At 37.9% G+C, this 21,437-nt stretch carries 17 protein-coding genes; 5 read left to right on the top strand and 12 right to left on the bottom strand.

Annotated features, from left to right (window positions below; genetic code table 11):
* Nucleotides 1-51 precede the first annotated feature (51 nt).
* The 4 genes from JL102_RS12445 to JL102_RS12460 are packed head-to-tail and all read right to left on the bottom strand — an operon-like array spanning nt 52 to nt 4,163.
* Nucleotides 52-756 carry an N-formylglutamate amidohydrolase gene (locus tag JL102_RS12445; protein ID WP_202244744.1) on the bottom strand — a complete coding sequence of 235 codons (705 nt, stop codon included), beginning with the start codon at nt 754-756 and terminating at the stop codon, nt 52-54.
* A complete protein-coding gene (locus JL102_RS12450) occupies nt 735-1,991 on the bottom strand; it encodes a carboxylate-amine ligase (protein WP_202244745.1) in 1,257 nt (418 codons plus the stop codon). The genes JL102_RS12445 and JL102_RS12450 overlap by 22 nt, the downstream gene beginning before the upstream one ends.
* Nucleotides 1,988-3,439, bottom strand: coding sequence for a RimK family protein (locus JL102_RS12455; protein ID WP_202244746.1), 1,452 nt, complete (start codon nt 3,437-3,439; stop codon nt 1,988-1,990). Before JL102_RS12455 ends, JL102_RS12450 begins: the two co-directional genes overlap by 4 nt.
* A gap of 4 nt (nt 3,440-3,443) precedes the next feature.
* Complete coding sequence (locus JL102_RS12460) at nt 3,444-4,163, bottom strand: C39 family peptidase (RefSeq protein WP_202244747.1); 720 nt, start codon at nt 4,161-4,163, stop codon at nt 3,444-3,446.
* A 155-nt stretch (nt 4,164-4,318) separates the two neighbouring features.
* Between JL102_RS12460 and JL102_RS12465 the strand changes: the two genes are divergently transcribed.
* The gene (locus JL102_RS12465; protein ID WP_202244748.1) at nt 4,319-4,888 is read left to right on the top strand and encodes an RNA polymerase sigma factor; all 570 of its coding nucleotides are present in this window, start codon (nt 4,319-4,321) and stop codon (nt 4,886-4,888) included.
* Nucleotides 4,889-4,890: 2 nt separating this feature from the next.
* Here the strand turns inward: JL102_RS12465 and JL102_RS12470 are convergent, their stop codons facing one another.
* Nucleotides 4,891-5,679: an RMD1 family protein gene (locus JL102_RS12470; RefSeq protein WP_202244749.1), complete on the bottom strand. Its 789-nt coding sequence runs from the start codon at nt 5,677-5,679 to the stop codon at nt 4,891-4,893.
* Between the two features lie 118 nt (nt 5,680-5,797).
* Here JL102_RS12470 and JL102_RS23820 point away from each other — a divergent pair, with 118 nt between their 5' ends.
* Both JL102_RS23820 and JL102_RS12475 read left to right on the top strand, forming a co-directional pair.
* Nucleotides 5,798-5,920, top strand: coding sequence for a hypothetical protein (locus tag JL102_RS23820; RefSeq protein WP_262896862.1), 123 nt, complete (start codon nt 5,798-5,800; stop codon nt 5,918-5,920).
* A 10-nt stretch (nt 5,921-5,930) separates the two neighbouring features.
* Nucleotides 5,931-6,419, top strand: a complete 489-nt coding sequence (locus JL102_RS12475; protein WP_202244750.1) for a PepSY-like domain-containing protein — start codon at nt 5,931-5,933, stop codon at nt 6,417-6,419.
* 113 nt (nt 6,420-6,532) lie between these two features.
* On the opposite strand, the gene JL102_RS12480 is transcribed toward JL102_RS12475, so the two are convergent.
* The gene (locus JL102_RS12480; RefSeq protein ID WP_202244751.1) at nt 6,533-7,093 is read right to left on the bottom strand and encodes a peroxidase-related enzyme; all 561 of its coding nucleotides are present in this window, start codon (nt 7,091-7,093) and stop codon (nt 6,533-6,535) included.
* 319 nt (nt 7,094-7,412) lie between these two features.
* On the opposite strand from JL102_RS12480, the gene JL102_RS12485 reads away from it, so the two are divergent.
* Both JL102_RS12485 and JL102_RS12490 read left to right on the top strand, forming a co-directional pair.
* Complete coding sequence (locus JL102_RS12485; protein WP_202244752.1) at nt 7,413-7,751, top strand: P-II family nitrogen regulator; 339 nt, start codon at nt 7,413-7,415, stop codon at nt 7,749-7,751.
* 62 nt (nt 7,752-7,813) lie between these two features.
* Complete coding sequence (locus JL102_RS12490; protein WP_237390571.1) at nt 7,814-9,400, top strand: ammonium transporter; 1,587 nt, start codon at nt 7,814-7,816, stop codon at nt 9,398-9,400.
* Between the two features lie 77 nt (nt 9,401-9,477).
* Here JL102_RS12490 and JL102_RS12495 read toward each other — a convergent pair whose 3' ends face one another.
* From JL102_RS12495 to secDF, 6 genes are all read right to left on the bottom strand, one after another.
* On the bottom strand, nt 9,478-11,295 hold the full coding sequence (locus tag JL102_RS12495; protein ID WP_202244753.1) for an alkaline phosphatase: 1,818 nt from the start codon (nt 11,293-11,295) through the stop codon (nt 9,478-9,480).
* A 79-nt stretch (nt 11,296-11,374) separates the two neighbouring features.
* Complete coding sequence (locus JL102_RS12500) at nt 11,375-13,042, bottom strand: RagB/SusD family nutrient uptake outer membrane protein (protein WP_202244754.1); 1,668 nt, start codon at nt 13,040-13,042, stop codon at nt 11,375-11,377.
* Nucleotides 13,043-13,061: 19 nt separating this feature from the next.
* Nucleotides 13,062-16,127: a SusC/RagA family TonB-linked outer membrane protein gene (locus tag JL102_RS12505; RefSeq protein WP_237390572.1), complete on the bottom strand. Its 3,066-nt coding sequence runs from the start codon at nt 16,125-16,127 to the stop codon at nt 13,062-13,064.
* A gap of 396 nt (nt 16,128-16,523) precedes the next feature.
* A complete protein-coding gene (locus tag JL102_RS12510) occupies nt 16,524-17,654 on the bottom strand; it encodes a monodechloroaminopyrrolnitrin synthase PrnB family protein (protein WP_202244755.1) in 1,131 nt (376 codons plus the stop codon).
* Nucleotide 17,655: 1 nt separating this feature from the next.
* A complete protein-coding gene (locus JL102_RS12515) occupies nt 17,656-18,054 on the bottom strand; it encodes a hypothetical protein (protein ID WP_202244756.1) in 399 nt (132 codons plus the stop codon).
* 377 nt (nt 18,055-18,431) lie between these two features.
* Complete coding sequence (gene secDF / locus JL102_RS12520) at nt 18,432-21,425, bottom strand: protein translocase subunit SecDF (protein ID WP_202244757.1); 2,994 nt, start codon at nt 21,423-21,425, stop codon at nt 18,432-18,434.
* Nucleotides 21,426-21,437: the final 12 nt, after the last annotated feature.

The following is a 21,437-nucleotide window of genomic DNA, read 5'->3' on the forward strand; positions in this document are numbered from 1 at the left end:
TCTCATAAAAGCCAAAACCACCCGGCTGCACTGTTTCGGGTGGTTTTACTTTTAAACTTTAGTATATGTTGCTTCACTCAATCCCATCAGGAGAGCCTCTTTTATATGCTTTAACTCTGGTGTATTGACATACCTTTGATTTACCTCTACTTCAATACCTAAGTACTTTTGTTCTGGAAACCTTGTCCGCAGATAGGTAGTAAATCCATCGTCAGCTCCATTATAGGGCACATTAAGCATAACCGTAAAATCTTTAAGCTGATCATCGAGACGGCTCTTCCATTCTTTGGAAAAGGCCGTTTCTGTACAGCTACGCTCATCAAAAAGAATCCCCACATCTACCGTTCGCACTACACCATTAAGCACGGGAGTAAAGGTGTGCATAGAAATATGGAGCACTGTATGGCCCATATCTACCTCTTTCTTAATCTTATCCTCCACTGTATTTCTATAAGGGTGGTAGTATTTATCCAAAAGGTACTGCTTTACGCCTCCCCCTAACATTTGCACATAAACAGAAAACAACTCTGAATTATGCAATGACCTATTAGTCTCTAATAACAATCTGGATATTTTCTGATAAAACAGCGGTGCATCCAATTGTCTTGCTAAATATTTTGCAATTATCAGAGCACCAGGATCCCAGCCTCGGTGAGTTTCCAGTACATCTTCTTGATTACTAAACAGAAAGTGATAGTCTTTGGGAATATAGTTACCAGCATGCTCACAGGTAATTATGATTGTTCTTTTATCCATACCTGAAACATTTCGTTATACCTCAAACAGTCTGAAAGCTCCCTGTAAACCAATTTAATATTCTCAGTAGAGTATTCTCCACTCAGAGAATGTAATATTCTTGTAGCCAAAGTACCTTGTTCAGAGATCACCTTCAATGGGGGCATTAAAGGCTCCATCTCTTTGGGATAAGCTTTCTCAGCAAGAGCTATGATTCTATCCCACACTTTTTTGGCTGTAGCCGACTGACTTTCTATTCCGAATATTTTTAAATACTCCTGATTAGTAATAATCGTATTTTCAGCATACTTTACTGTTTCCTGAAAAATATCATTTAGCGGCTGAACCTCCCACTGCTGTTGCTCATGGGCAGATATCAACTCCTCATTCACTAACATCTTTAAAAGCACTATTATTAAGCCTACTATAGCCATGTCGGCTTGCGGACACTCCTGTATATCCAGCAGCCTTATTTCTATAGACCCCCTATCAAAGCGAGCGATCGCTCCACGAGAATTTAACCATACAGGCTGTAAAATATTCGTAGTATCATGGGGAGCTATATCCTGAGCTATTCTATCATAAATAAGCTTATGATACTGACGCTTAGAAAAAGCCCTTTCGGGAATAACCTTGCCAGTAATAGAAGGTACTACCTTCTGGTTTTTCTGATAATAATCTAATCGCTTATCTAAAAAGCCTGTATCCTTACCGCCCAAAATAGGTGAGCTGGCCGCTAGAGCCGGCAGAATGGGCAGCACCAACCTGATGGCTGCATGTAACCCCGCAAACTCCTCATCATCATAAAATGGAAGGTTAAGGTGAGTACTTTGGAGATTAGACCATCCGTGACCATGACAATTAAATATCTTATTATAAGCCGCATATATCTCATTGTTATCATGAGGCCATAAAAATGTGTTTTTTGCCGGATCCATAAGCGGATGGGCCGCTGTAGGCAATAGCATAGCTCCAAACTCCTCCAAATGAGCATTTACTTGAGTAATATTTTCTTGAAACTCCACTAAAAGCTTAGATAGATTATGCTCAGGCTGAGTACATTTAAGTTCCACCACATGCAGCACCAATTCATTACACCAGGTAATGACCCCGTTTTCAACATCACCCACAAAGTCACCTGTGATCTTCTTAAAAAGTAAGTCTGTTACCGGTTTTACGGCTAATGATTCCTTGTCCACAATCATATATTCCAGCTCTACACCATAGGCCTGGAACAAGTGTAATCTGTTATTCATCGTTTCTGGAGGCGTTCCACGAAAGTCTCCATAACCTTCATGTATAAGCCATTCTTAATTACTTTATCTTCTATACCTGCGTCTATATTAGGATTATCATTAATCTCAATAACATAAAACTTGCCGTTGATCTCTTTGATATCCACTCCATAGAGTCCACTTCCTATTAAAGAAGTAGCTTTCAAAGCTGTATCAATTAAAGCTTTGGGCGCATCTTCTACCGCCAGGGTTTCACTTTTACCTTCACGGTGTTCACCGTTCTTTTTCCAGTCTACTATTTGCCAATGGTTTTGTGCCATATAATATTTACAAACATATAAGGCCGTCTTATTAATCACTCCCACGCGCCAATCATAGGCAGTAGGCACAAACTCCTGAATAATGAGCAACTCTGATTTTTGAAATAATGCCTTGAGCGTCTCTTTGAGCTGCGTTTCATCTGCCACTTTCTTCACTCCTTTAGAGAAAGAACCATCCGGCTGCTTTATCACCAAAGGATAATTGAAATCTGGGGGTATTTGATGGTCATCCTTTCTTATAATATGTGACTTAGGTACAGCTATTTTATGAGCTACCAAGAGCTCATGTAAATACACTTTATTAGTACATTTAAGAATAGAATTAGAATCATCAATAACCACCAAGCCTTCGGATTCTGCCTTTTTAGCAAAACGATAGGTGTAATGATTCACGTTAGTAGTTTCTCTAATAAACAAGGCATCAAACTGTACAAGCTTACCAAAATCATTTTTAGTTATCACCTCAGCATTAAAACCTAACTTATCAGCTGCTGCTATAAATTTTTGTAATGCCTTCGCGTTTGATGGCGGATTAGGATCATCCGGACTCATCATTATGGCCAAGTCATATTTTTTACGACTATATTTCTTACGTACTACTTTTTTACCTGTAGCATAATAATAAAGTGCCTCTTGCAGCTTACTGATATCACCTGCTGCTAATTCTTTCAGGTGCATCGGCTTTAAACTATGTAGCTGCCACTTATTCTTTTCTTTATTCACAAACACTGCCTGAATGATGGGGATCTGGAAAAGGTTAAATAACATAACCCCAAGCTTAGCGTATGCAGGATTTTCTACCTGTCCGAAAAATATGTTAATGATGGCCTTGTCTTCGGCAACCTTTTTTAGGCTATTCTGAATAAGCACATCAAACTCTTCGGCATCATCTTTAATTAGTGAAGGAAATCGAAAATCTTGCAAGGTGCCTATTTCAGGTATTACCTTATGACCTCGTGCTTCTGCCAATAACGAAACGTAATATCCTAAACTTTGGTACTGATGAGAGCGACATAGGTTGATGATTTTAAACCTCTTAGTCTCTTGGTACTCTGGCTTACTAAAATATTCTGATGGTGAGGTAACGTCAACCCCTTCAAAATTCAAATTCCACTTCTCCGGATTTTCTGTAATAATTAGTTTAGGCATGATTTTATTTAGGATAAATAATTAATAAGTTGGCGTCATAAGTCATTACACCAAGCATAATAGAGTTAATAAGTTTTTGAAAGCTCACTTTATAATATTGTTTTTCACTTATAGGGTTAGGATCTAAAGGATCAGCTATATAGGCCATTCTTTCTTCCTGATTAAATCCATTAATAATCACAAAATGACCTGCTGGCTCTCCTTCCACATCGTCATATCGAATTATCACTTCTCCGGTTTCTCTGGGGCTTTCATATAAATAAGTAGCACTGAGCCCAGTAAGTATGGGGTGGCCCTTAGTTAGTATTGTTTTTATAAGAGTAGGAGTAAGCTCTTCAAAGCGAATTTGCCCTCCATTTTCTAAAAACTGCAAATATTCATCAGTAGCCACTTTAAGCCTAGGATCATGCGCTTTCACTGCTAACTGAGCCTTCAGCTTTTCTTTCAGATCCACTTTATTCTTAAACCAGGAAATATCAAATGTGCTCAGGTTATAGGTGTAAATAATAGCCTTATAACCTTTCTTCAGCGCATGATTAGCCAGCACTACAGCAAGTGTACCTCCAGAAGAAAGCTGCTTCACTTCACTAATAACCTCTTTTAGAGGCACCACATCTTTATAGAACTGATACACCCCATGCAAACATGTAGGCCCACAGGTAACATCATCTGGCTGTGCTTTAATATTCAGATCTAAAATTTTCTCTTTCAGTTTCAGCAACATTTTACTGTGTAAATCATTATCATTAAATTAATATCGCACGAATAAAACCAGACAAGAACTCAGGCTCCCTCAAGGATGCTCAGAGATATTTTGAAATAAGATTTTATTTGTTTCACCATATGACGGCAAGGCTTTAATAAAGTCACTATAAGACTATGATTGATAAAAAAATTTCTAACGAAGAATTAATCTTACTACTCCAGCAAGGGGGTAATGGCCAATATTTCACACTTTTGGCCGAACGCCACGAAAAATATATTTTAAAAAAATGTGCGAGTTATGTAAAAGATGATGACGAGGCAGAAGACCTATGCCAGGAAATACTCATTAAATTATTTCTAAAAGTAAATGACTTTAAAGGACAGGCTAAATTCTCTACCTGGTTGTTTTCTATTATTCATAACACCTGTATAGATCACTTAAGAAAAAGTAAAAAGAATGTTACTCAGGTAATTACAGAAAAAATGGTGGATGAAATTTCTGAAATGATTGAAGGAGTAGATGAAATGCCTGAAGAAATAACCATCAACATTCTCAACAAGCTTTTAGAAGAAATATCGCCCGAAGAAAAACTTCTTTTACTAATGAAGTACAAAGAGAAGCACCATATAAAAGATATACAGCTTACTCTGGGTCTCTCTGAAAGTGCAGTAAAAATGCGACTAAAAAGAGCTAAAGAAAAGCTGAATAAACTTTATATGAGCCACCGACAAAAATCTCACTGAGCCTATAAGAGCTTAGTAACAAATGTGTCAATTATTTCCACCAGAATAAGAATAATGATAATCCACTCCAACTTACTGCTTTCTTTATGATGAGAAAGCTCCATAAAGGCCTGAAGATTAGCCTCTACGATTTTAAATGTATTTTCTATTGACCGATAACGTGGACCGCTATCAAAATGTCTTGATAGCACACGGTTCACCTGCTCCAGGTATTCATTCTCCCACGTTACTGGCGGAGCATCAAAAATATAGAGGTTTTCGGCGATTTTATTTTGCGTGTTCAATGCCCTTCCTATGAATTTTTGAATATTCTTCCGCCCTATTTCCAACTTCCCTTCCTCTTCCATCTGATTAGTAAAAACCTTTATTTTCACCAGTAATTCCTGAGAAACCTGATCATAATAATTGAGCGCAAGACTTTGAGCGAGGTTAAGCATAACTATTTTTATCACTCCTTCATTAATAATGGCTAATGACAAATGGTTGAACTTTATATTCATGTCATCTTCAGCATTTAGCAAAAGAGCAAAGTCATCTTTCAGCAAACCTTCCTTCTCTATTTCCGGAAATAACCTCTGCAGCTCCTGATTTATTTCCTCCTTTCGGAAATTATAAAAAACAACTACGCCATAATTAAACACATAAGCATATTTCTCGGCATCGTACTGATAAAAAACCTCGCCTTTGCTGCCAGCAATCTCCATATCCAAAAGCTGCTTACGACACTCAGATATGTCAATATTATTCTTAAGGTGATAAGCCTTTAACTTGTATTCTATAAAATCCTGCATATTCTTTTTAATATTCACTATTAGACGGCAATCACTCTTAAACGTCACAATAAATAATTCTGAATTAAGATGGTGACTTCATTTACTAGTCTGCGTCATATTGAAAATTTTCATCTATATGAAAAAAACCAAGCAGATGTACTCGTCTATAAACCTCGCCTATGGCGAAGAGCAAATCATTGATCATGCAGTGATATGCGAAGAAAAAAAGCTACTCACAGGAAATCTTAAACCTATTTAAAACGAAAATTATGAAAAATCTATTAACCATTTTATTAGTTCTATGCTGCGCATGGGCTAATGCACAATCAGTGAAAGTTCCTGAAAAAGTTCAGAAAACATTCAAGTCTAAATTTAGTAAAGCAGAAGATGTAAACTGGGATAAGGATGATGCTCAGCACTATGTGGCTAATTTTTATATGGATGAAGCCGAGCAAAATGTAGCTTATGATCAGAACGGCACCTGGTTATACACCTCTCAGATGATAGATGAGACCGAGCTCCCTGAAAAAATTACTGACAAAATTTCTAGTGACTTTTTAGATTCCAGTATTATAGCTGCCGAACACCGTACTACCAGCAAAAATGAAAATTTATATCTGGTGACTATTCAGGCTGATGAAATCTATGAAGAAGAAATGGAAGACGACGAAGACAGCATGGAAACGGATGCTTCCGAAACTACTTTGCTCACTTTTGATGCTAATGGCAAGCTTCTTACTAAAAAATCATTAATGTAATTTTCAGTAAAAGTAAATTCAAAAAACTAGTTATAATTAGCTATTTAAATAAAAGGTTGTATCAATAAGTTCACTAATCAAGGGATACTTATGATACAACCTTATTTCTTTTATTAATCATACCAATATCCTACCCCTCCATCAGGCTCCAACTCTACTCCTAGTCCTTTTACCATTTTTACCTGAAAATTAATATAGCTAATGATAGTAGCGGCATCTAACACCTCCCTATCAGAGAGACCTAACTCCCTCATTCTCTGCACTATTTCCCTTACCTTTTCCCCGTCAAAGTTCTTAGTAAGTGCTTCTGCATAAGCACAAAGAGCACGGTTAGCTCTTCCTATTTCGGCAGTGCTATAATCCTCTATCAGTGATGTTACCCTGTGATCAGCCTTCCAATAAGAAGATAATGCCTCTTTGTGATGTTCCAGTGAATAATAGCAGTCAGTAAAAACTGAGACCATCACCGCCAGCATTTCTTTTTGATATCTTTTTAAAGGAGATGCCCCAAACATCACCTCAATATTAAAATCTACACTACGTTTCAGTGTCTGAGGATTAAGGCTTTGAGCCTCATATAAGCTTGCTACTTTTCCTCTATTCTTTTTCAGCGTACTATAAACCTCTTGGAGTGTTTCAGTAGCCTCTTCGGGAGATATTGTTTTAACATTCATACTTTTCTATTTTAAATTATCATCGCATATCTATTAATAGCATATGCTGGCCTGAGGAGTTCTTTGCATGCAATTTGAAGAATCCTACCGCCTAGATAGTCTTACCTCACTACATACCCTTTCAGCCCTCATATAACATATAAACGTAAAGCCATTCTCCATGGGTAAAAAAAACAGGTTAACACTAGTTAATTTTTGTTAAAATCATGACTTATGGAATAAATTATACCCTATCAATTAAAAATTATTCATTGAATAAGAAGATTTAGGTTAAAAAATAAACTAAATTTCGTAGACGTAACATTAACATTATGCCAATATGAAAAAAGTTGAAGCAATCATCAGAACTTCAAAATTTGAAGAAGTTCACGCTGAGCTTGCGAAAATAGGCATAGGCTTTATGACCTATTCGGAAGTTAAAGGCATTGGTACCGAACATGCTGCCAAGCAGCAATATCGCGGCACCTCTTATGACATGGGCTTTATCCCCAGAACTCGTCTGGAAATAATTGTGACCGACGAGACATTGGATGACCTGATTAACTGTATACTAAAAACAGCATATACAGGAAACGTAGGCGATGGGAAAATCATCGTTTCTGAAGTGCAAGAACTGTACAGAATCAGAAGTAAAGAAAAAGGTAAGGAAGCTCTCTAACACCCCTATCCTACCTAAAACAATCTGACATAACTAATTTTTAACCCTAAAATCTAATGTAAATGAAAAGCATCTCATTAGTCACTCATCTGAAAACAGACTCTTTCAGATGGTTCATCTCTGCCCGTTTAAAAAAGGCAACATCTTACTTTCTATATCTCATCATTACACTTTCCCTACTGTTGGCCACGCAAAGCACTCAAGCTCAAGACAGCACTGCTAACGAAGGCTCAGATAGTAGCACAACATTAACTGAACCAACTGTAGTAACACCAGAACCCGCCAACGAAGCTATTGAGGAACCAGCTCCTGCCACTGAAGAGGTAGCTTACCTTCCTCAAGAAGTGGCAGATATTATGTGGCTGTGCCTGGCCGCTTTTTTAGTTTTCTTTATGCAGGCAGGATTCGCCATGGTAGAATCTGGGCTTACCCGAGCCAAAAATTCAGTAAACATCATGATGAAAAATCTACTGGATTTCTCTTTCGGAGCTATCCTGTTTTGGGCGGTGGGCTATGCCATTATGTATTGCAGTGGAGACGCCAATTTCCTTGGCTTCGACACCAGCTTTGCCTTTCTAAGCTCGGCCAACTCACCTACCGATAATGCTGGGTATAGCCTTAGCGCTGGCTGGCTGTTTCAGGTAGTATTTGCGGCTACTGCAGCCACTATTGTATCCGGAGCCATGGCTGAAAGAACTAAACTAATTTCATACATCATGTACTCATGCATTTTATCAGCGATAGTGTACCCCATTAGTGGGCATTGGATCTGGGGTGGAGGCTGGTTAGCAGACATGGGCATCCGTGATTTTGCCGGTTCTACCGTAGTACACTCCGTAGGCGGATGGGCAGCTCTGGCCGGAGCCATATTAGTAGGACCTCGCTTGGGTAAGTATTCTAAGAGCGGAAAAGTAAATGCCATTCCTGCTCATAACATGCCTTTGGCAGCATTAGGGGTTTTTATACTCTGGTTTGGCTGGTATGGTTTTAACCCTGGGTCAACCCTCTTAGCGATAGGAGGGATCTCCCATGTAGCGGTGACCACTACCTTAGCTGCTGCAGCTGGTGCTATAGGAGCTTTAATAGTTTCTTGGATAAAATTTAAAAAGCCAGACCTTTCTATGACTTTAAATGGCACACTGGCAGGCCTAGTTGGCATTACTGCTCCCTGTGCCTCAGTTAGTGCCAGCAGTGCTGTGATCATTGGCTTCATAGCAGGCATCATAGTTTTCTTTTCTTGCTTATTTTTTGAAAGAACTTTAAAAATAGACGACCCTGTAGGTGCTATCAGTGTACATGGCATTTGCGGCGCTTGGGGCACATTAGCGGTTGGCCTTTTTGGAGAAAGAGCCATCGACATTCAGTATTGGGATGAGAGCTCAACCATTCAAGATGGACTCTTTATGGGTGGTGGCTTCGGACAAACATGGATACAGCTGATAGGTATCGTATCTGTTTTAGTATACACCTTTATAGCCATGTTTATTGTTTTCTTCATCATTAAAAAAACCATTGGCCTTAGGGCCAGCGATGCTGAACAAATGGAAGGCATGGACTTAAGTGAACATGGCAACATTGCTTATGGAGGCTTCCTTTTCGAATCTACTGGACCAGGTGCCATTATTTCTGACAGCGAAATAGAAAAATAATTATTACCCCATAGTAGTAATGCGAGAGGCTGTCACTTTTGGGGTGACAGCCTCTTATTAATGAAACAAGGCACAAATTATTCTACATTTAACAAAGAGAGTATTTTAGAATAAATGTCAGTATTATCATAAATACCTTGGAACAGCTCTGCCCCTGGACCGTAGGCAAACACTGGCACCATTACTCCGGTATGATCATTAGTAGTAAAAGTAGACCTTACAGAATGCTCTGAAAAATCTCCTCCCACGATAGTAAGGCCGCCTGTTTCATGATCTGCTGTTACGATAAGAAGCGTTTCTTGATTTTGGTCAACATATTTCATTGCCTCTCCTATAGTTTTATCAAAATCCAAAACTTCTTTTACCAAAAAGCCTAAATCATTTCCATGACCACCCCAATCTATTTGAGCCGACTCTTCCATAATAAAAAATGGCTTCTTTTGCTTTTCAAAAATCTTTATAGATCCCATGAGAGCTTGAGTGAGAAAATCTCCGCGACCATCCCTTACAGAAGCCGTCACTTGCTCATCAAGCAATACTGTTTTAGGCTGCTGCTTATCAATATCGTCAAAAGAAGGTGAAACAAAATACCCTTTCTCCTTTAGCTCCTCTTTGAGATTTCTTTGATCTTTTCTTTCTGTAAAAGCTTTATATCCTCCACCGATAAGTATATCATTATCACTCTTTAAAAAATCAGCTGCAATTTCTTCACTCATATCCCTTTCCGGAACATGAGCATAGAACGATGCCGGAGTAGCATCTGTAACACTGCCATCAGAGATGATAGCCGTACTAAAATTATTCTGCTTCAATATTTCAGTTATAAGCGGTAGCGGATTACCCGCAGGATCCATGCCTATGTATCTGTTTTTAGTTTTCTTACCTCCTGCCATAGCTGAGCCTCCCGCTGCTGAATCAGTGATATAACTATCGCTAGCATCCGTTTTAGAATAGCCGAGATGCTTAATATTAAATACGTTCAACGCTCCTCCGTTGGCGGTATACCCAGCATACCAATGAGCCAATCCCGCTCCATCTCCGATCAAAAGAATTACGTTTTTTGGTTTCTTCTTTTTAAAAACATGCTTAGGACTATACACTTGGTGTAGGTCATCATTTATATAAAAGTTCTTTTCAGCTCCATTAATAAAAGTGGCCAACTCTTCTACATGATCAGAATTTAAAATATCTACTCCCGCCTCTCGAAGTTCTATCCAAGCGTTTGTAAAATCAGGAGCTGCCCAAAACCTTATTTTTTTACCCATATTATGAGCTTTATCTACCGCAGCCTTTACTTTTTCAGCATCCTGCGTAGTAAGCACCCCTTTACCATTCCACTTAGTAAATTTGGTAAAGTCGGCACTAATCATTTCTATACGCTGTAACTGAGCTGGGCTATAATCAACGGTTAAACGGCCATCAAAATGAATATATTCAGGCACTTCATTCCAATGATCAGGGGCTGGCACATTGCCACTTACTGCTATTTTAAAAGTAGGACTTTCTAACAAGGTAGGAAATTTTTCTAATTCCTTAACTATCGCCTTTATGGTAGCCATCCCTTCAGTCTTGAGATCAATCATCAAGGTTAGTTTTTGCTGAGATTCTCCATAAGCCAGCCTATGGTTTTTAGCCACCATTTCGTGCAAAGGCTCCAGATAAAGCACTGCCAAGGTACGCCCTTCGTTAACTTCTTCTTTGGTATGTGCCACCATCAGCTCACCATCAATCAAAAAAACATCTGCTTCTATGTAACCTACCCTTTGCTGATAAGCCGCATATAATGGAATAGACTGTTGATAATCATTATGAGCAAAAATGATAGATGTAGCATATTTCTGACCTAAGACTACAGATGAGATGCTCATCAGCAATAATATTAAAGTACTTTTCATATAAAATTAAAATGATAATAAACAAAAAAGGATACCCGAACACAAATTCGGATATCCTTAAAAAAAGAGTTAATGAAAATTAATAACCCTCGTTTTGAACCAAATATCCTGGTCTATCAGACGCGGCATCTATCGCAGACTGAGGAATTGGAAAAAGCCTCTTTTTTACATCAGAATTTGTCTTTTCCGTCCAGCGATCCTCATACTTTCCAAAGCGTATCATGTCAGTTCTTCTTTGATGCTCCCAGTAAAGCTCGAAACCTCTTTCTCTATACAATATCTCAAGATCCATTGTATTTAAATCTGGAGCCGTAAATCTAGCTGTTCTTGCTCTTCTAATAGTATTTACATCCTCAAGAGCTGCAGCTGTATTATTGCTTCCTCTCAAATATGCCTCGGCTCTCATTAGATAAATATCTGCTAAACGCAATACTACCAGGTCGGCTTCTCCTTTATTCCTACCTGTATCAGACTGCTTACTGAATTCATATTTTTCAACTCTATACCCGGTAGCATAATCACTTCCTTCTAAAGAAAAGTCGATTTTTTCTGTAAAAACAACCGGTTCATCTGGTTTAGAACGAGTTACATTATATAGTTTACCTACTACGTAAGCATCACCATCACATCTTTGGAACGGCTCTCCTTTAGCATCATGTTGTAAGCCATACTGCTGTCCTCTCAAAATTCCTCGATCAATCTCAAAATCGGCAGCGCTAATACAAGTAATTGTCGTATCTAAATTCTGCTTATGAAACCTTGGATCTATACCTTGAGGATCCCCTCCGTAGGCATCTACCCATGTTCTATAATAATCAGAAGTAATTGCCGCTCCATCAGTACCGTTCGCCCTTGGGTACGCAGCCAAAGGGAACTGATTACCTGATAAAGAGAAGTAAGCCATACGATTGTGCCCATTAAGATCAGCTCTCTGATCAATAGCAAAGATCAACTCTGGATTAGTATGATTCTCATCATCAAATATTTCAAAAAACTCAGGAGATAGTTGATATCTACCTGATTCAATAAGTTTAGTGGTATAATCAATCACTTTATCCATATCCTCTTTTCTGAAAGATGGATTTGCATATACATCTCTATATACAGCCGCATTTAAATACAATCTAGCCAATAAGCCATAAGCTGCATCCTGAGAAATACGACCAGGACCTACATCATTACTCAGATCATCTACAATATCTAATAGCTCACTTTCCACATAGTTGAAAGCTTCTTCTCCTCTCATCACTACTGACGTGGAATCCACGCCATTTTTTCTAAATGCTATTCCGTACAAATCAAGACTTTTCATATTATAAAAAGCTGTTAAACCACGAGCTTCGGCTAGAAAGCTCGACAAAGCAGGATCATTGGCATTTTTTAACCTAACTACTGCAGACGTAGAATAAGTAAGACCTGTGGTGATAGAATTCCAGGCATCATTTACCGCACCGTTAGTAGAAGTAAAGGTATGCTGATGAAGATTGATAAACTTACCATTATCCCCCCAATCAGTACCTCCACGGTATGGTAAAATAGCTTCATCTGTAGTCACTTCTTGCAAAGTAAAGTAATTTGTATGCCTGTAAAATTCTGGCAAAGGAGCATAAGCTGGTGCCAAAAGTGATTCAGCCCCTCCATCTCCAGTAACATCTGTGGACTCATCCAGTATATCTTCTTCTAAATCTGTACAGCTATACAGAGAAGCAATACTTATTATTCCGATTAATAAAAATATTTTTTTCATTATTCCTTTCTACTATAAATTAAAATGAAATATTAAGGCCAAATACAATCGAACGTGATTTAGGATATCCTAAATAATCGATACCATAAGATTGATATCCGCCAGAATTACTTTTTACATCCACTTCAGGATCATACCCACTATAATCGGTAATCACAAACAGGTTTTGCCCTGTTACAGATAGTCTCAAAGATTTAACCCAACCATTAATTTTTAGATCTTCAGTATTAAATGTATAAGCAAGAGTAAGGTTGTTTAACCTTAAGAAAGAAGCATCTTCCAAGTATCTTGTGGATATAGTTGTAGAGTTATTGATAGACTCATTAGAATATGAATTAGCCGCATCCGTAGTATTAAGAGATCTTGATAACCTTGCTTTTGTAAATAAGGCGTTAGCTGTGTTATTATAAAGTTTGTTGCCAGACACACCATTAAAATTTACAGATAGATCAAACCCTTTATACCCTACATTTCCATAAAAGTTATAAGTAGTTTTAGGTAACGAGCTACCCGCTGCAATACGATCTTGATCATTTATAGATTTATCACCATTAACATCTCTGTAAATGCTTGCTCCGTCTTCATCTATACCTATAAAATCAAGTAAGTAGAAAGTGCCTATTGGCTGACGGTTCACATAACCATTTACAAGGGCTCCCGTCATACCTCCACCTTGAGCAGAGCCCGAGTAGATTACAGTATAAGGTGATCCTGTAATTTCATTATCAAGAAAAGTGGCATTGGCTCCAATGCCATAACGAACTCCATCAGCATTGCTATGCTTATAATCTAGAGCCACTTCTACTCCTTTTGATCTCACTTCCATATCCTCTATGTTATCATAGTAAATGGCATCTTGAGGACGTAAAGGATCTGAGTCTAAAACTGACAATAATACATCTGATGTTACTTTTCTGAACAGATCCACTGAACCAGACACGCTACCTTCTAACAGGCCAAAGTCTAATCCTATATTGGTCTGAGTAGTTACTTCCCATTTCAAATCAGGGTTAGCATATCTGCTATATTTTATACCTGCTGGGTAATCTCGATCCCCAAAAGGATAACTAACACTACCGTCAGTACTAAGTTCGATAGACTCTTGGCTTAGCTTGCCCGGTATTTCCTGATTACCAGTTTGCCCCCAACCTGCTCTTAGCTTAAGATCTGAAAAAGCACCATTCCCCATAAAACCTTCTTCCGATATCCTCCAACCGGCTGAGAATGAAGGAAATGTACCATACTTATTATTTTCACCAAATTTAGAGCTACCGTCTACCCTTATATTAGCAGTAAACAAATATTTGTCGTACAAGTCATAGTTAATTCTTCCAAAAAATGATTGAAGCTCATTTTTTATAGCATATCCATCAGGCTTATTGGTACCTCTGTAGCTATCCCCCTGACTTAAATCGATAATCTGCCCTTGACCTGGATTATATCTAGGTTCTACGCCATTCTCAGGGAAGCGGCTAATACTCCACCATCTCTCCTGCTCAAATACTTTTTGATAAGAGTATCCTGCTAAGATATTAGCATGATGCCCTTCCTTAGTAAAGTCATAAGTAAGATAATGCTCCAACAAAGTATTATCTCTATCATAAAAAGTTGAATTTAACCTTCCTTCCTGGTCATATCTGGAGTTCGGAATATATTGCTCGTCTCGGGTTGTTCTTGATACATCAACACCCAAATTAAGCTTATAAGTAAGTCCCTTTATTATTTCTAATGAAGGAGAAATACTTCCTATTATTCTATCAGTTGAAGTGATATCGTCATATTGCTCCAGTTGTATAAGAGGATTGCTTACATCTCCATAGTAAGCGGGGTTACCTTCTGCATCATACGCGGCATAGGTAGGGTTTGCTACCAACGCATCTCCAATTACGCTATTAAAATTAGGACGGTGATTATCCACCCTAGAAGCACTTAGGTTTACATCAACCTTAATTCTGTCATCAACCAAGGCTTGCGTAAGTTTCAAACGACCATTATAACGTTTAAGCTCATTTTCTTTAATAATACCTTCTTGATCTTGATAACCTACAGAGGCAAAGTATTGCGTACTTTTGGTCCCTCCACTCAATGCCATGTTATAATTCTGAGTCACAGCTGTGCGTGTCACCAAATCTTGCCAGTCTGTAGAGGCTCCACCATCATTTAAATCACCACCTATAGCAGGCACCACTTCTCTAAATTCATCAGCACTGTAAACATCCATTTTACGAGCTATTTTAGAAAAAGAAACACTAGAACTGAAGTCTAATCTTGATTGACCTTCTTTCCCATTTCTGGTAGTGATCATTACTACACCGTTAGCTCCTCTGGCTCCATAAATAGCAGTAGCTGACGCATCTTTCAATACATCTATAGATTCAATATCTGACGGATTAATAAATGACATCGGATCTACAGCTCCTACACTGTTAGAATTATCTAAAGGAATACCATCAATCACATAAAGAGGATTATTACCACTTCTTAAGCCACTAGGGCCACGTACAGTCATGCTTTGTGAAGCTCCAGGCTCACCACTAGAAGATACAACGCTTACTCCGGCAATTTTACCTTGAAGTAATTGCTGAGGTGAAGTGATAACACCCTTATTAAAATCTTCACTGTCAATAGAACCTACAGCACCGGTAACATCCTTCTTCTCTTGGGTACCGTATCCCATCACCACCAGTTCTCCTAATGTCTTTACATCGTTCATCAGTGTTACTGATATACTGGTCTGGTTACCAACCACTACCTCTTCAGTAGTAGTACCCACAAAACTAAATACCAAAACAGATTGAGGAGAAGCTACATTTACTGAAAACTTACCCTTGGCATCTGTAATAGTACCATTATTAGTTCCTTTCTCTACTACATTCACTCCTGGCAAAGGCATACCGTTTTCGTCTAACACTGTACCTGTTACGGTAATCGCTGCAACCACGCGCATTTCCTTATTAGAAATGGTCATGATCTCGGCGTGCCCAGCAGAGAACTGCACACTCAAGAATAAAAGAGACATCAACATGATGCTTACCGAACGTAGCCCATGTCGTGTATCTTTAACTAGTTGATAGAATTTTTTCATACGATTTGATTAGTTATATAAATAAGTTTGATCAGGTATCTGAAAAATTTATTTCCGCAATGTTGAGAAGATTATACGCGGGGGGAGGAAACTCAGAATTAAGCTTTCATTATGAGAGTGCTAATGAAATAGGCCATTCATTAACAATGGTTTAACAAAAGAAGCTTAATCCATTTAGCTTATTCATAAGTGCAAATAAGAAATCGCCCTGATTAATGTAAAAGGTAGGATTGAAATCGTTTACAGGAATTTTAACAATTACTTAAACAAAGTCAGTAGAAAGATAAGTCGTTAATTCACATTAAATTAATATTGGCCTTCTTGATAATATTAGCATAAAGAAAAAATAGCCAATTGCTAAGACAATTGGCTAAATTCAAAATCAATCATAACCTTCTATCCGGCTATTCTATTGCCAGTGTTTAAACATCCCACCAGCTTCATGGTACAATCAAGCTCATGCCTTTTATCATTCATCATCTTAATGATCGCACCTAAAATACCTGTGCTATAACCACCACTTCCTGTTGCTCTTTCGGATTGTTTGCTGTAGGCATCTTCCGCCATACGTTTATGTGGCATTCTAAAGCTAACCAGCGTTTTGAACATATTCCTCAAAGCTTCAGCAGATTTCATTACATTTTCCGAATTCTTATTGTGAAGCAAAGCCTCTTGCACCTTAGAGCTAAGAGACTCTCTTCCTTTATAGTTATAGTAAATATCTCTTAGTTGCGGTAAAACATAAGGAACATATGTATTCTGAAAAGCATAATACTGCTCGTCGTCACAATCAGCCCCCCACAGCAGGTGGTCATAAATGAATACCGGCATCTCAACTGCTCCAGGGCCTAAATAGTCGCGACCATATAATTTGATAGGATCATAATAAAATCGCAAATGTTTAGAAAACACGCCTGTATCCACTTTTCTCATGGCAAAAACTATAGCTTGCACCATCTGCTTAAAGCTATTATCTGCAAGATGACAGATCTCGGCAAACTGCTCAGAATCTACATCGGTATTATGAAGTTCTACGAGATAATAAATTGCTTTTACTACAGGAGACATCGCCATTTTAACACTTTCTATTAACCCTGCTTCATCCTCAAAATGGGTATAAGTTCGCATCCTTTGTCCGGAGGGGTTCCAAACCGAATAATGCAAAAGCGTATCCCTCGGGGGCAGATCCGTTTTTTCGCTCAAAATATCCAAAACGTAATCTAATTCAGGGACCTCATCAATCGGCTCATGGCCATGTCTTTTAATAGAGCCTAATAGAATACCTATGTCTCTCATGGCAGCTATAGCCTCTTCATAATTAAAGCCAGACAACTTATCAGGGTAAGGCAAGTGCTTGTATAATGCTTCTACAAGCTTCCTCACATTACCATTTTGATTATATTCTGGAAGTATTCTGAAAAAATCATCCATTTCTAGAGGATCTAGATCTGCAATAGACAGATTCTGATTTACTTGCACAAAAAGGCTTTGCTCCCAGAAAAAATTTCGTTTAAAACTGTGAGACATATTAATCCTCTTTGAACCAGTCAAAACAATTCCTTTCGCTATTGAAAGTATGGATTTTTAATGATCCTACCGCTGACTCATTCACCTTGTCCACAGTAGCTTTTGTAAACACATCATCAGAAACAAGAACGGCAAGCTTGGTTAAGCCTATGCTTTCCACTTCTGGAAACCAAGATCCTCCAAGATACTCCTGCACTTCCTTTGAAAGAACTTTTAAACTTCGGTGATCACTTAAGTGAAACTTTATTTCATTTTCTTTAATGAATTCGGTCATGAGATCACACCCTCTTTTAACTTGATCCGTCTTTAGAAAACCAATCCACTGAGCAGTAATCACTTGTTTAGCATCATCATAAGTGATATCACAAAAGCTTTCTTTTAGTAACGTTTTAACAGCCATAATATAGTTTAAATTTTAAATACACCTGAAACCTCCACAAAATTGGCCTGCAAAAAAATTCAAATAACACGCCTTTATTGTATGCGTAAAAATTATACACAAATACTTTAGAACAGATTTTATGTAAATTTTTAACATCTGAATATCAGAGCTTTAATAAAAAAAAGAAACAAAGGGGTTACACCTAATAAACTATAAAATGAATTTTAACTATAAATAATTAACTTTTTAAACTTAAAACTTACATTATATTAATTGAAATTTAAGTTGATGTTATATAAATCATAAACAATTTTTGATAATAAAAAAAGCAGTAATTATTGAATAATTACTGCTTTATGAAGAATATTATTGAACTTATAATATTTTTTAAGGTTCTATTCTGTTAATTTCTTATCTAAATCTGCCACTACTGGAGAAGCAATGAAAATTGAAGAATAAGTACCTACTACTATACCTACTAATAGAGAGAAAGAGAATCCTCTAAGCACTTCACCTCCAAATATAAATAAGATCAATACCACTATTAAGGTAGTGAAAGAGGTCATAACAGTACGGTTCATTGTGCTATTAATAGCCGAGTTAAACACTGTTAAACGATCACGACCAGCTCCCAAACCTAAGTACTCTCTTATACGGTCAAATACCACCACAGTATCATTTATTGAATAACCTATAATAGTAAGTAGGGCGGCTACAAAAACCTGATCAATTTCAAATTTAACTCCTAGCGCTCCTGCAATACCAAAGGCTGCAAACACGAACAAACTATCATGTACAAGAGCTATAATAGCACCTGTACTAAATTGCCATCTTCTAAATCTGATGAGGATGTAAACGAATATAGCTATGATGGCAAACAAACCTGCCTCAAAAGACGAGCTCTTAATGTCATCGGCAATGGTCGCTCCTACCTTTGAAGAACCTGAAATGGTAAAATGATCAGCATCTACTTGAGAATCATCTCCCACATACTTCTGACCAGTATATTCCTCTATTCCACTAATAAGCACAGACTGAACTTTCTCATCAGCTTCATCAGACTCATCATCAATTAAATAAGAAGTAGTCACTTTTACTATACTGTTACTTCCGAAGTTTTTCACCTCAGTACCTCCATCTTCAAAACTCTTGCTCAGCGCCACTTTCATATCAGTAGCTACTACAGGATCTCCGAAGTTTACTATATATGATCTACCTCCTTTAAAATCTACCCCTAAGTTTAAGCCTTGAATAAAAACTAAAGCCATACCTATAACTATAACTACAGCTGAAATCATATAAGCCATTCTCCTCTTACCCATGAAATCAATATTCATGTTAGACATAAGATTTTTTGAGAATGGAGTTTCAAAAGAAATTTTGCTTTCGTCACCTTTCTTAGTCCACCACTCTACTATTACTCTTGTAATGTAAACCGCTGTAAAGAAAGAGCATATAATACCGATCATAAGTGTGATAGCAAAACCTTTTATCGGCCCCTGACCAAGAGCAAATAGGATAACAGCAGTTAATAAAGTAGTAACGTTAGCATCTACAATAGAGCTAAATGCTTTTTGATAACCTGCAGTAATGGCGGCCTTTAATTTCACTCCATTTCTTAGTTCCTCTCTTATTCTTTCAAAAATAAGCACGTTAGCATCTATAGACATACCAATGGTAAGAACAATACCAGCAATACCAGGTAAAGTCAGAGCTGACTTTAACTGAGCCAAAATACCTAAAATAAAGAAGATGTTGAATACTAGCGCGATGTTAGCTACAATACCTCCTTTAGCGTAATAACCAACCATGAAGATAACCACAATAGCCAAACCTGCTACCATAGAAAGTATCCCCTGATTACGAGCTACTTTACCTAATGTAGGCCCCACTATCGCTTCTTCAACAATTCTTGTAGGAGCAGGAAGTGAACCCGCCTTCAATATATTAGCCAAGTCTTTCGCCTCTTCTATAGTGAAATCACCAGAAATTTGAGAGTTTCCATTAGGAATTTCACCGTTAACATAAGGAGCCGAATACACCACGTTATCTAATACTATGGCTATTCTTCCTCTTGGATTTTTGCTTGATGCTTCAGACGTCATTTTAGACCATACTCTGGTACCCAAAGCATTCATCTGCATACTTACTGCAGGCCTGCTATACTGATCAAGATCCTGACGAGCATCTGTAATTACCTCACCTGTTAATCTCGCATTTCCGCCTCTACCTGTTTGCACAAAATATAACTGCAATAAATCACGACCAGATTGCTCATCCGTTACTGGCTTAACAGCCCAAAGAGGTTTCACAGCTCTAGGCATCATTGCTCTCACATCTGCCCTTCTTAAAATCTGACCAATTACGGCTGTATCTCTCACATCATACATTAGTCCACCAACAGAAAGCTCTAATAACGGAGATTGACGATTGGCTAAAGAATCAACAGTATTGTTAGTAGAATCAGACTTACCTAAAGCTGAGTCCAAGCTTACCTCATCATCTGAAGAATCTTCATCTGCAGAAAGTGCTGAACCTAAGTCTTGTCCCGCCTCTTCTTCTTCTTTAACCTCTTCACCTTGATCCAATGTACTTTTGGCTTTCTGCTCGTTAACCAACATGCTATTAATAGCCATCAAAGAGTTATTCAATGCTGCAGGCTCTGCTACCTCCCAGAACTCTAACTTAGCCACTCCTTGCAAAAGTTTTCTTACCCTTTCAGGGTTATCAGCACCAGGTATTTCTATTTGAATTCTACCTTGATCTTCTAGTTTTTGAATAACTGGCTGAGATGTTCCGAATTCATCCAAACGAGTTCTTAAGATAATGAATGATCTATCGATAGCATCATCAATTTCCTTTTTCACTACGTCCATCACTGCCTCATCGCTATCTCCCCGGCTAATTCTCCCTCTATTAGCAGCAGTAGCAAAAATAGTAGCTAAAGGTTTGTCAGTAGTTTCATTATAGGCTTCCAAAAATAGATCTGCAAACTGACCTGTGCTTTGCTTTTGCATTTCTTTTGCCTTGTCTATGGCAGACAGAAAAGCCTGATCATTACTATTACCACTTAGCCCTTTAATAATGTCTATAGGAGATACCTCAAGAGTAACGTGCATACCTCCTTGAAGGTCAAGCCCCAAGTTAAGCTCTGTATCTTTTACTTCTTTATAGGTAAATTCAAAACCAAAAAGATTATAAACAGGTAAATTATAAACGGAGTCCAAATAAGCTTGTTTCTTACTTAAATCTACTACTCCAGATTCGTCTGTGGCTAAATCTATTGCATCTTGCTGAATACCTCTGGAAACGAAAGTAAACGAAAGATAATAGATACAAAGCAAGGTAACCACGACGGTTAAAACGATAACTGCACCTTTATTTCGCATTGTTTTAAAAGT

It is taken from the genome of Fulvivirga sediminis (assembly GCF_016757215.1).
Taxonomy (GTDB): Bacteria; Bacteroidota; Bacteroidia; order Cytophagales; family Cyclobacteriaceae; genus Fulvivirga; species Fulvivirga sediminis.

Excerpts from the sequence above, each read along its gene's own strand:
- secDF (WP_202244757.1), bottom strand. The coding sequence starts at position 21,425 with ATGCGAAATAAAGGTGCAGTTATCGTTTTAACCGTCGTGGTTACCTTG.
- JL102_RS12500 (WP_202244754.1), bottom strand. The coding sequence starts at position 13,042 with ATGAAAAAAATATTTTTATTAATCGGAATAATAAGTATTGCTTCTCTG.
- JL102_RS12465 (WP_202244748.1), top strand. The coding sequence starts at position 4,319 with ATGATTGATAAAAAAATTTCTAACGAAGAATTAATCTTACTACTCCAG.
- JL102_RS12470 (WP_202244749.1), bottom strand. The coding sequence starts at position 5,679 with ATGCAGGATTTTATAGAATACAAGTTAAAGGCTTATCACCTTAAGAAT.
- JL102_RS23820 (WP_262896862.1), top strand. The coding sequence starts at position 5,798 with ATGAAAAAAACCAAGCAGATGTACTCGTCTATAAACCTCGCCTATGGC.
- JL102_RS12505 (WP_237390572.1), bottom strand. The coding sequence starts at position 16,127 with ATGAAAAAATTCTATCAACTAGTTAAAGATACACGACATGGGCTACGT.
- JL102_RS12475 (WP_202244750.1), top strand. The coding sequence starts at position 5,931 with ATGAAAAATCTATTAACCATTTTATTAGTTCTATGCTGCGCATGGGCT.
- JL102_RS12495 (WP_202244753.1), bottom strand. The coding sequence starts at position 11,295 with ATGAAAAGTACTTTAATATTATTGCTGATGAGCATCTCATCTGTAGTC.
- JL102_RS12455 (WP_202244746.1), bottom strand. The coding sequence starts at position 3,439 with ATGCCTAAACTAATTATTACAGAAAATCCGGAGAAGTGGAATTTGAAT.
- JL102_RS12445 (WP_202244744.1), bottom strand. The coding sequence starts at position 756 with ATGGATAAAAGAACAATCATAATTACCTGTGAGCATGCTGGTAACTAT.
- JL102_RS12485 (WP_202244752.1), top strand. The coding sequence starts at position 7,413 with ATGAAAAAAGTTGAAGCAATCATCAGAACTTCAAAATTTGAAGAAGTT.
- JL102_RS12490 (WP_237390571.1), top strand. The coding sequence starts at position 7,814 with ATGAAAAGCATCTCATTAGTCACTCATCTGAAAACAGACTCTTTCAGA.
- JL102_RS12480 (WP_202244751.1), bottom strand. The coding sequence starts at position 7,093 with ATGAATGTTAAAACAATATCTCCCGAAGAGGCTACTGAAACACTCCAA.
- JL102_RS12450 (WP_202244745.1), bottom strand. The coding sequence starts at position 1,991 with ATGAATAACAGATTACACTTGTTCCAGGCCTATGGTGTAGAGCTGGAA.
- JL102_RS12515 (WP_202244756.1), bottom strand. The coding sequence starts at position 18,054 with ATGGCTGTTAAAACGTTACTAAAAGAAAGCTTTTGTGATATCACTTAT.
- JL102_RS12460 (WP_202244747.1), bottom strand. The coding sequence starts at position 4,163 with ATGTTGCTGAAACTGAAAGAGAAAATTTTAGATCTGAATATTAAAGCA.
- JL102_RS12510 (WP_202244755.1), bottom strand. The coding sequence starts at position 17,654 with ATGTCTCACAGTTTTAAACGAAATTTTTTCTGGGAGCAAAGCCTTTTT.